Genomic DNA, 10,625 nt, shown 5'->3' with positions numbered 1-10,625 from the left:
ACACCTTAAATAAACAAGTCGGTAGTCTCTATGATAAAGGTCATATCAGCTTATTAAACACGGCTGGCTCTACAACTAAAGCCAATATCATCAATAAGGTCAATGAGATTAAATCGAGTGCAGACATGGGTGATGTGTTTGTATTCTATGTGGCAGGTCATGGTTATAACTTCCCTGATACAGGCTATCATTTATTTACCTCTGACGTTGGGGCAACCTCTAGTAGTAAAGTTGCTCAAACAGGGATTAATGCAGAGGACTTACAAGACCTATTGGCACAGGTACAAACAGATAAAAAGCTTATCTTGCTAGATACGTGTGATAGTGGTGGCTCTATTGATGCCGGTCAGCTCATCGCCTCTCGTGGCTTAGATGATCAAATGGTGATAGAGCGGATGCAGCGTAAGGCAGGGGCTACGGTGATTATGGCAAGCTCGGATAAGCAAAAGGCGTTAGAGGGTTATCAGGGTCATGGGGTGTTTACTTATGGGTTATTGCAAGCCTTTAACGGTGCTGGTGATATGAATAAGGATGGGTATATGAAGACGGGTGAGCTGTCGAGTTATATTGAAGATGAGATACCGACTATCGCGCAAAAGGCATTTAGTCAGCCGCAGTATCCGACAACCAGTACGGTAGGTAATGGCTTTGAGTTTAAGGTGTTTTAAGGCGCATTATAGTTAGATTCGATCAAACTCTTGTGATACTTATTAAAACTTTAAATTATAAAGCGACAAACAAAATTATTTTTTTAAACCTAGGAGTAATACCATGCATAATTTTATAAAATCCAAATCCTCAAGAGCTGTATTGCTAGTCTCGTCTTTTATGATGATAGGTATACAGGCTACGAATGCACAAGAAATAGAACTTATAGACTTAGCTACAGTACAGCCCATTATCATAGATGGTGGTAATGCAACAACGGTTAATAAAGCTATACAATTAACACTAAGTGCTATACCAACCAAATCTAGCTATAAAGTTAATGAGCCAATACGCTTTAAGTTAAGCTCAAATCAAAATGCCTATGTTTATATTTTATCTACAGAGCCTACTGGTAGAACAGTAATGGTATATCCAAACCAAATAGATAAGAATAACTTAATAAGTGCTGGCTTTACACAAATGGTACCTTCAGAAAACGCTTTTAGTGCGCCTTTATTTTCGGATAGAGCAGGTCAAGAAGCCTTTACCATTATAGCTTCAGCTCAACCTTTAGATATTACTGACTTATTTAACGTGATTAACTCAGGTCACATGACAGCTTCGACGGACGATGTACAAAGTATACTGAAAGATTACGGTATTGATATAGCCAGTGATAGTAGCACTTATAATCCCAGCATCGCCATACAAAAGATTAATGTAAAAATTACCAATGGTATGGTTCAAGTTGAAAGCCCAGAGTCAATGACAATGCGTGCAATGCCATCAGTTGTTGCAAAAAGTAGATATGGTAATACATTAATGTTGAGTACAGATAAAAATAGCTATCAGTCAAAAGAGACCGTCACAGTAACCTATGCTGCAACTGGTAGGAATAATATAAATTTAGGTATTCGCCTACAAGATGGCAGTATAAAGACGTTAAAGACACAAAAAAGCGATACTAAATTAAAACAACTGCGTTTTGTTATGCCTGAACAAATGGATAGTCTAATGTTATGGGAGTCAGAAAGTAGATTCACAAAAGTACTTCCAAGAGCAGATGAGAGTGTATATTTAAATCTAAAAAGTAACTAAACAGAACATAGGAATAGTTTTATGAGGATTTCACTTAAGAAAATTGCTCTATCATTAACATTATTAAGCCTGACAAGTATGAGTATTGCAGCTGATAAGGCATTAATTATAGGAGTTGGAGAGTATCAAGACTCTAGATATAATCTAAGTGGTATTGATCTAGATGTAGCAATGATGGATGAAATGGCGCAACATTTAGGTATACAAAAAAATAATATCATCCATCTGTCGAATCAAAATGCTAAGAGAAACAATATTTTACGTGAGTTGGATAATATTGCAAACTCGACTTCAAGCCAAGATAGAGTGCTAATCTATTATTCAGGTCATGGTGCTCAAGTCAAAGATACTAATGGTGATGAGCCCGATAAAATGGATGAAACACTCTTTGTATATGATGGTCATTTAATTGACGATGATATCAATATAGCGCTATCAAAGATCAAAAGTAATAACATGGTTGTCTTGATAGATGCCTGTCACAGTGGTACTGGGACTAAATCAATACCACCGAATTCGTTTAGTCCAACGAGTCAGAAAGTACAGGTTAAATCTACTGGATTCCAAAGTGATTTTACGGATAAAAATTTTGCGGTTATGCCATTAGATACGCCTCAGTCAACTACTCAAAACTATGTATCAATTGGGGCGGCGCAAGATGATGAACAGTCTCTTGCTACACCACAAGGTAGTTTATTTACTAAATCACTTTATGAGTCATTAGAAGAAGCAAGAAAAGGTTCGATTAACCCAACATGGCAAGCCTTATATGAATCAACTTCAAGAAAGATAAAAAATTTGCCATTAAAACCAAATGAGAAGTTTAGCCCAAAAATTGAAGGTGATTCAGAACTATTGAATAAACAAATTCATTTTGCTAGAGCTGGCTCTACAGCAAATGTTAATAAACAAAAGATTATAGATGCTGTTAACCAATTGCCTAAAAAAATCAATATTGAGGCACCAACTTCTCTAAATGTTGGAGAAGAGTTTGTTTTCACTGTGAATAGTCCAATGTCTGGTTATTTGAATGTAGTCACTGTAGGGGCAGATGATTCAGTGACTGTTTTATTTCCTAATAAATATTCTCAAGATAATAAAATTGGTACTCAAGATCTTGAGATGCCAGGTAATGGGAAATTTAAAATTGTTGCAACTGAACCTAGGGGTGAAACTTTGGTTGCTGCCTTTGTAACTAAGAAGCCTATTGACTTGACCAGTAAGGGGTTTGGTTTCTTAACTGCTAATGGTGAAGTGAGTAATCAGGCATTTGCAGCAATATCGGGAATAGCTGTAGAAAAAACTATGGATAACAGGAATTTAGCAATAGTACCAAGCGGTGCACGCACTGTTAATGAGTCTGTAGCAATCGCAAACTATGCGGCTGTTAAGATCAAATAGGCATGACATAGTTTGATAAAAAGCAGGGTATAATATTTTAATTAAAGTCTGTTGGGTTATAGTGTACAACAGGCTTTAATGTCAAGTTGAAATCGCTATATGAAATAGGTTACTTAAACCTTTCTTTATCTACAACTTGTAGAGATAATGTGAGGGGAGGTCAAATAGGAGATAAAGAACTTAAGTAAGCTCTAATTGCTTTAGATAAGACTTAACAAAATTTGCATCGATACCATTCTTAAGTAGGTAACTTTTAACCCCTTTCTTTGCATAACGCAAACGACTTTTTGCACACTCCACAGATACCTGAGTGATTTCTGATATCTCTTTAATTTTAAATCCTTCTAGATAACATAATGAAATGACCAATGCTTGTTCATTTGGAAGTGAGTTTATTGCATTATAAATTTCCACCTGAAATTCAGATTTTAAAATATCTAATACGAATTGATTGCTTGAAGTTTTAATGTTATCTGCTTCTTCTATATTTGACCAACTAAACCGATTGCTTTTTCTATAATAGTCAACCTGAGTATTATGCAGTATTGTGTACAAGTAAGTCCGAAACTTAGCCAGTGGCTTGTAGTTTGACTTACTCTTAATTAGCTTCTCCCAAGTGGATGCTACAATATCTTGAGCAACATCTTCTGAGCATCTGGATTGATGGATTAAAAACCCGATCATATTTTTATTATGTCTTTCAAACAAAATTGTAAAGGATTTCATACAATTTAGAGTGGCATAGTCATGCATTAAAGTTTCATCTTCAAATGAGTCTAACTTTTGCCTAATAGGCATTTGTGTACCCTAAATGTTTTTTATTGTATATTAATCATATTTAATCGTATTAATATAGTCAAGCACATTTCTAATATACACATATTGTTAATAGAGTTTAAACCCTCCTACGAAGCTGCTCACTAAAGTTATAGTAATTCTTTATATTATCGATAACATTAAAGTGTAGTAATTAAAGTCTGACCAAAATCCAATAGTAAGACCGTTTTCGTACTGAAATAGATGCGGAAAGATAGGAGCAGTAAGCTATAAAGCTAATGACTACTTACGTAGCGTAGCAAATCGATTAATATAGCTGCTGAAGAAAGGCGATAAAGCTAAACAAATAAAAGGAGATATAATAGTATTTTACAATCACGGCCTCTTCTCAAGCTTTGTACAACCCACTGCCATAAGTATATCTGCTCATCTAAAGACGCACTAAATCATGTAAAACTCAACTCTGAAACCTTATGCTAGGTTGTCAAACCTCCTGTATGTAAAATAAAAGAGGGAAACCAGAATTAATTAGCTTCTTTTTCTTTGAAAATAGCACACTAGCTAAACCACACAATCAAAAAGGCGATATGATTAGATATCATAGGACACTACCGTCAATCTCGTAAAGGTTAGCTTATAGAATTCAATCACTTAACTCTTCAACTATCAATAAAAAATGTAGCACATACTTCATTAAAGCTGAAGATTGATTTTTCTTAGATTTTACAGGGCTTATAACGGATAATGCATAGCCATTGTAATTATCATCAGTGGTGATAGTACCTTTAAAATCTGGATAATTAGCTTTGAGATTTTCAGTTTTTTTAAGTGTATCTTCACTGTCAACCAAAGAGCTTATAGTTCTTTTTTTCTTTTCATTGTTTTGAGACTTATACCTGATACAACAGACATTTATTCGCCAATAATAACTAGGCAATATCTGGCACATGACTTTTAGGTACTTATAAAACAATCGTTTTTCTTTGAAAGGAAAACGAATCTCACTTTTTGAGGTATTCACCTTATCATAAAATACTTTAAGCATATCTTTAATATCCCGCCTGCTCGATGGGTCAGCATATAGCGTTTCAAGGTTATCAAAACATAATTGCAGTAATGCATTATCTTCGCGATAATGGAGGGGTGTCGGGGCAATTAATGCATGCTCTGACTTCTGCTTGCGATCTTTAGATATTAGTTTGTGATTGAGATTACCTTTTGAATCAGTCACTAAGTTTAACGCACGCTCATATAACCTAAGTGCATCATCATAATTAAAGTTTAAACTACTTGCCTCACTAACAGGCTGACCGTCTTCAATATCATGAAGTAGTTTCTCAATCACTTCACGATTATAAATGCCGAAAACAGATGAAACTTTTTGATTGTTGCTACTAGTATTTGAAGCATGAGAGTCTTTATTGACCTTATTACTAATAGTTATCGTTGTACTTAATTGTTCAAGCTTAATCTTCCTATTTATGTAATGTCTGATTTGGCTTAAATCGACTGTATTTTCTTTGGCGTCAACAGCTAGTTTATTATGCTGATAGAGCTTGTTTCGATTAGTATTAATCAACTTGTAAACAATATGTGAAGGAAGTGTTAAGTTTGCTTGTTGTAGCTGATAGCTGGCAATAATATCTGCTGTATGAATGTAGGAGCTAAAGGTTGTATTTAAGTCAGCATGACCTGCAAATTCCATCAAAGCATCCCAGTAGTTTGTTGAAACCTTGCGTACTTTGCCTAAAAAATGCTGTCTAATGGTAGTAAGTTGATTTTCATTATAGTCAGTAAAATACTTTGCGATACTGTAATCACTACGCAAAATAACCGCCATGTTAGAGATAGCATTATGCCTAAAAGCATGTAAAGTAATATCACGATATATAGTATCTGCTAATATTTTTTTTATAGGCTGCTCAATGCTATGTCGAGAGAGTATCTTTGACTGATATTGATAAGTGAATAAATAATTAAGATTTTGAGTACGTCTAGAATTTAAAAACTTTTTAAACTGCTCAAGCTCGTCATCTAGCAGTAGTACTGATAAATAAATACGTCGCGTACCGTCATCAGATTTTAAGGAGCGGTATGGATTGGATCGTACAATAATATTGTACTCACTAAAGCTTTGATTGTCATATTCGATATCCTTGACCTGAAGACCGAGTATCTCGCTAATTCGCATTCCTGTACGATAAAGCAGTGTAATCACTATACTTAAGAGCTGCTTATAATAATCGCTTATACCATGTTGGTTTGAAATACTACTTTGTAGTACTTGATAAACCTGATATGGAATTAGGTAGCTTGAGACAATTTGTGGATCGCCACCACCTCGTAAATCGATGTCAGGCGCCTTAAAATGTCTTTTTAAACTACTATGTAATGAGCAAATTACAGTGGTTGTAAATCCAATCCTATTCTGATTTTTATTCGCAAGAATTTCATCATATATGAAGTGATAATTATGTTTTGACCATCCGAAAAAATCGGTATCACGTGTGCTTGCAATAAAGTCATTACCTATGTCTGATAAGTATCTTTTTAAAGTACTGATTTTATTACCATTGGTATGCAAATCTATTATCCAAGTCACTAATCGCTTTTGATTTGGAAACAAAGGCTCAGCTAAAAGCTGTTCCAGTTTAGGTCTAATTTTTTTTGGTTCAGAGTTTAGTATGCTTCGAACATCTTTTACGATATCTGACTTGAATTGCTGTGAATTATCGTCAGTACTTCTCAGTTCATCTTTGCTTTCAATAGTTAGTTTTTCTATATCATTATTAGACAGTATAACTTTAGGTTGTTTTATTTTTTGAAAATAGTGCAGTAACTGTTCTTGAGTTATAGATGTTTGGTTTTGATTGCCTAATAGAACTTCAACAAGTTGTATATCGAGTCTCACATCCGGGAGGGTTTGCCAGTATACTGAGTTATGCTTCAGGTATTCAGACTTATGAATAGACTTTACTGTAAATCCCTCGCCTGTAAACTCACCCAATCGCTTTATAACTTGATGATACTTAGGGAAAGAATCACTCCCTGTATGTTGTTGTATATTGTACAACCATAAACGACTAATATCATCAATGATAACTAATCGAGTAATGTACAACTGTTGTAGTGAATCATTAAGTATTTTAATTTCATTAGCATAAAAAGGCGATTCAATTTTAATTGGTAAACACAACATATCATCAAATAACTGATAAACAGGCTTGTCCTCAGCCAAATACTCATAAATGGCTTTAAGTATTTTGTCATCACTGTATCCAGCAAAACTGACTAATGAAAATAAAAACCAGCTAATACTATCAAGTAATGAGAATGTGTTTTTTTGACACCACGTGTCAATGGCATTGTTTGCTACCTCTTGAGCTTGCGATAAGTATAAAAAGCTATCTAAGTCATTAATATTCTTAGGGCGACTGACTCGAGAGGCTATGACGGGCTCTGGGAAGGGGGGAAGATTAAGTGTCTTACGTTTTTGATTTATCTTTTCGAAAAAACGTTTACGTTCAAACAAAGCAAACGGAATAAATTTTGGTGGAATGCATTTTTTTAACTGCTCCAGAATATCATCATATAGCTGAATGATATCGTCATCGCTGATGTTTTCTTGTGTGTTTTGAACACAAAAGGTTTGCCATAGGGTTTCGCAAAGACTCTTACACTGCTCTAGTACTTCTTGACGTTGCTTTTTCCGTTGGGATGACCGTCTTTCATGACCAAACAACTCATTATCACTATTTTTTATATTTGAACTCATAAAGCTACCTGCTCAAGCTGAAGCTCATCGGCTAGTCTTTGGTAAATATCTTTAACTGCTATGATGTCACCAATACTAAGTGAGGATTGTTTGCGCCATGCTTCTTGACCCATCATTTCATGACCAAAAATCGCGAGTACAAGAGACTCTTCTACTCCTTGTTCATGCAAAAAACGTTGACTGACATGGCGTGTCCAGTCTACTTTAAATCTTAGATTGTCTGACAGTTCTTTTGCAACAATACCAGGGCGTAGTGAATGGAATTCATTGTGAGAGTCAATATAGTTTAATAATGGTCGTTCTGAGTTGAGTATTTTTAAAACGTCATTTTTTAATTGGGGTTCTAAATACTTATACCGGGTTGCAAACTGTTCTAAATACGACATAAAGCTTTCAATGGCAGATGCTAAAAAAGAACAAATAGGAATCAACCGTTGAGAGTTACTAGTTGCTCGTTCCTCTTTATCCGAAATCCATGCTAACCCAGCGGTTAAGTTGAACTGATTTATAAATCCTGGCGCACCCTCTACTGCTCTGACAGAGGTTAATAACAGTGAGATATGCCAAAGCCATAAGTTGTAAGCGTTAAACCTTTCGATGAAATCAGTAGTGGTGATAACCTTTTTACGTAGATGTTCGATAAATAAACTTACGATAGGGTAGTCTGGGCAATTTTGACTACCAATTGAATCTTTTGTTAGTTTAACCCCATCTAAATAGTTAAATGCTAATTGTCGGTTATGACAGCGCTTAGTCAGTATATCAATGGCTATGGCATATGTTTGCTTAACTTCTTCAATAGGGTGTGAGCAGTACCATAGGTCCGCCCGTTTTTTAGTATTACGAGAGGTAATGATTGACGCGATTTGAGTAGTTGCCACCTCCTGCGTAAGAATAGTGTATAGAGATTTATCAATACGACCTAAACTTAGTAAAGGCAGTTCTAACTCCTTTTTTAATTTAGCTATAATTTCGTTAATAAGATTGTTATCTGGATAGCCCTTATAGGTTAAGAATGTACCTAATGAAATAGGAATAGGCAGTTGAAACTGAGTAACACGATTAGCGATGACTAATTGTACGCCTGGTGTTTTAATCCGTAGTGGGGTGATGTCAAGATGAATAATGAAATTAAAATATGATTTTCGTGCACTGATTTCGATAATACTTTTACTATTTTCATTGATATCTTGCGCCAACTGTGACACAGAATGACCTGTATATAATGATAGAAGCAAATATACTATCGCTCTTTTTGCTTCTCTATTACTATCTGGACCATTATCATCAAACCACTGCCACAGCTTAGTGCAAATATTTTGAATAACGCTGATTGGTAGCAGCCTAATATTACTACTGATAAATCGCTCATTTTTATTAGCATGAGCAAATTTAGACTGAGTACGACGATAAATTTGATTGGCTGAATACTTTTCAGTATTTGTTACTGTGCTTTGTTTTATATAGGTAAAGTCTGGTACTGGATCATCCAGCCTTTCACGATTAACATCATTATGATCATCAGTTTCCTCAAAGATAGTTGCCGATACCAATTCATCAGTATCTTCATCAATATCATCTATATACTCATATTCAGTTTTTGGTTCATCAAGCTTACTTATCGAACGTTTTTTTCTACTAGTGATATTGCGAATTATTTTGTTTCTTTTATTGAATGCAAAATCGATAGTTCTATATATCTTCAAAAATGAAATAAGATTTGGATCGTTCTGTTTTTCAAGTTGCTGACGATAAGACTCAAAGTTATAATAAGTTTTTTCTAAGGTGTTGCTTTGCAGTTTCTTATAGCAATATTGCCAGATGATGTGATTGTGGCTTGATGGATTGATCCATTTTCTCGCTTCAGTTGTCGTCTCTTTTATCCGCTGTGGTAAATCGTGTTCTACAAAATAAACTAGCAGGTGACAAAGTTTGGCTATCCATAGCCATTCTTCAGAAGGGTTTTCTAGATCAAGGGTTGGAAGGTGATGAGTACTGGCTAAAAATGTGCGCGTTAGATTCTCAGTCTTAGTTAAATTCCCACTGTATGACTCAAATATCTTTATGAGAGTGTCTTTGGTCAGGATAATAGGTTGTATAGATTTAAACTCACTCTTGTCAGATGAATCCAAAAAATCAGCAGGTGCTACGCTTGCTACAGTAATAAAAAAGCCTTGTAGATCGTCAGTATATTGATCATCTGTTGGAGGTATTAGCGTATTAACGATGTCATTTAGAGTCATTACGTACCTCTTGAATCAAATCTGAAAAAGAGGGGAGTTGATGTGTTTTTAAGCTACCAAGCTTTTGCAAGCTATAATCATATTTATGACGTGGTATCCCTCTTAAATCTAATATGTGCTGAATAGTTAAGATCCTATCGAAAAAGTATTTTTGTACGTGTTTCGGAATATTATTCTTAAACTTATGTAATAGCTCTATATTTAGTGGTTTAGACACCTCTAAATGATTGAGTAAACAACCCCACGCCCGTCTTTCAATCTCAGCATTACTAATATCTATACGTCGGATAGATAACTGATCCCCATCTAAAAGTGAGCTAATCGTCTCGAAATCGTCATAAAAATTATAGTTTTTTTTATGTTCGATTATTTCGATCAAGGGTGTTTTAGGTTCTAACTTATTTCTTGATATCAATACATTATGACGGATTGATTCACAGAAAATCCTGTACGGCACTCTAGCGAGTTTGTGTACGACCAATCGCTCATCAATTTTGATGGTTTTAACTGTTTGTCTAAATCTGGACTGTTGAATTTTAGCCATTTCTAAACCGTTATTAGGTGAATTATCAATACCAATTAATTAAATAAAATTGGAGTAGGGGAGAGGAATTGTGTTAGAGTATGGTTGGTGTCAATATAACATAAAAATAACGTGCCCAAAAATATATTTTTATCTTAAA

At 34.8% G+C, this 10,625-nt stretch carries 7 protein-coding genes; 3 read left to right on the top strand and 4 right to left on the bottom strand.

Translation table 11 applies throughout. The features are described from left to right. From AC2SLT_RS03900 to AC2SLT_RS03890, 3 genes are all read left to right on the top strand, one after another. A partial coding sequence (locus AC2SLT_RS03900; RefSeq protein WP_486546315.1) for a caspase family protein occupies positions 1 to 668 on the top strand: 668 nt, incomplete at its 5' end. Positions 669 to 771: 103 nt separating this feature from the next. Then, positions 772 to 1,746 (top strand): DUF4384 domain-containing protein, encoded by a 975-nt coding sequence (locus AC2SLT_RS03895; RefSeq protein ID WP_486546313.1) that lies wholly within the window; start codon positions 772 to 774, stop codon positions 1,744 to 1,746. Positions 1,747 to 1,824: 78 nt separating this feature from the next. Next, positions 1,825 to 3,147, top strand: coding sequence for a caspase family protein (locus tag AC2SLT_RS03890; protein ID WP_486546311.1), 1,323 nt, complete (start codon positions 1,825 to 1,827; stop codon positions 3,145 to 3,147). Positions 3,148 to 3,327: 180 nt separating this feature from the next. Here AC2SLT_RS03890 and AC2SLT_RS03885 read toward each other — a convergent pair whose 3' ends face one another. From AC2SLT_RS03885 to AC2SLT_RS03870, 4 genes are all read right to left on the bottom strand, one after another. Beyond that, positions 3,328 to 3,945, bottom strand: a complete 618-nt coding sequence (locus AC2SLT_RS03885) for an RNA polymerase sigma factor (protein WP_486546309.1) — start codon at positions 3,943 to 3,945, stop codon at positions 3,328 to 3,330. A gap of 622 nt (positions 3,946 to 4,567) precedes the next feature. Then, positions 4,568 to 7,699, bottom strand: a complete 3,132-nt coding sequence (locus AC2SLT_RS03880; RefSeq protein ID WP_486546307.1) for a site-specific integrase — start codon at positions 7,697 to 7,699, stop codon at positions 4,568 to 4,570. Continuing rightward, positions 7,696 to 9,942 (bottom strand): hypothetical protein, encoded by a 2,247-nt coding sequence (locus AC2SLT_RS03875; RefSeq protein WP_486546305.1) that lies wholly within the window; start codon positions 9,940 to 9,942, stop codon positions 7,696 to 7,698. Before AC2SLT_RS03875 ends, AC2SLT_RS03880 begins: the two co-directional genes overlap by 4 nt. Beyond that, on the bottom strand, positions 9,929 to 10,486 hold the full coding sequence (locus AC2SLT_RS03870; protein ID WP_486546303.1) for a hypothetical protein: 558 nt from the start codon (positions 10,484 to 10,486) through the stop codon (positions 9,929 to 9,931). Before AC2SLT_RS03870 ends, AC2SLT_RS03875 begins: the two co-directional genes overlap by 14 nt. Positions 10,487 to 10,625: the final 139 nt, after the last annotated feature.

The organism is Psychrobacter sp. CX18, assembly GCF_057396215.1.
The sequence above is the reverse complement of the archived record's forward strand: the minus strand, read 5'-3'. Positions and strand labels throughout refer to the sequence as shown.

Coding starts and splice junctions, on each gene's coding strand:
- AC2SLT_RS03895 (WP_486546313.1), top strand. CDS start 772: ATGCATAATTTTATAAAATCCAAATCCTCAAGAGCTGTATTGCTAGTC.
- AC2SLT_RS03880 (WP_486546307.1), bottom strand. CDS start 7,699: ATGAGTTCAAATATAAAAAATAGTGATAATGAGTTGTTTGGTCATGAA.
- AC2SLT_RS03885 (WP_486546309.1), bottom strand. CDS start 3,945: ATGCCTATTAGGCAAAAGTTAGACTCATTTGAAGATGAAACTTTAATG.
- AC2SLT_RS03890 (WP_486546311.1), top strand. CDS start 1,825: ATGAGTATTGCAGCTGATAAGGCATTAATTATAGGAGTTGGAGAGTAT.
- AC2SLT_RS03875 (WP_486546305.1), bottom strand. CDS start 9,942: ATGACTCTAAATGACATCGTTAATACGCTAATACCTCCAACAGATGAT.
- AC2SLT_RS03870 (WP_486546303.1), bottom strand. CDS start 10,486: ATGGCTAAAATTCAACAGTCCAGATTTAGACAAACAGTTAAAACCATC.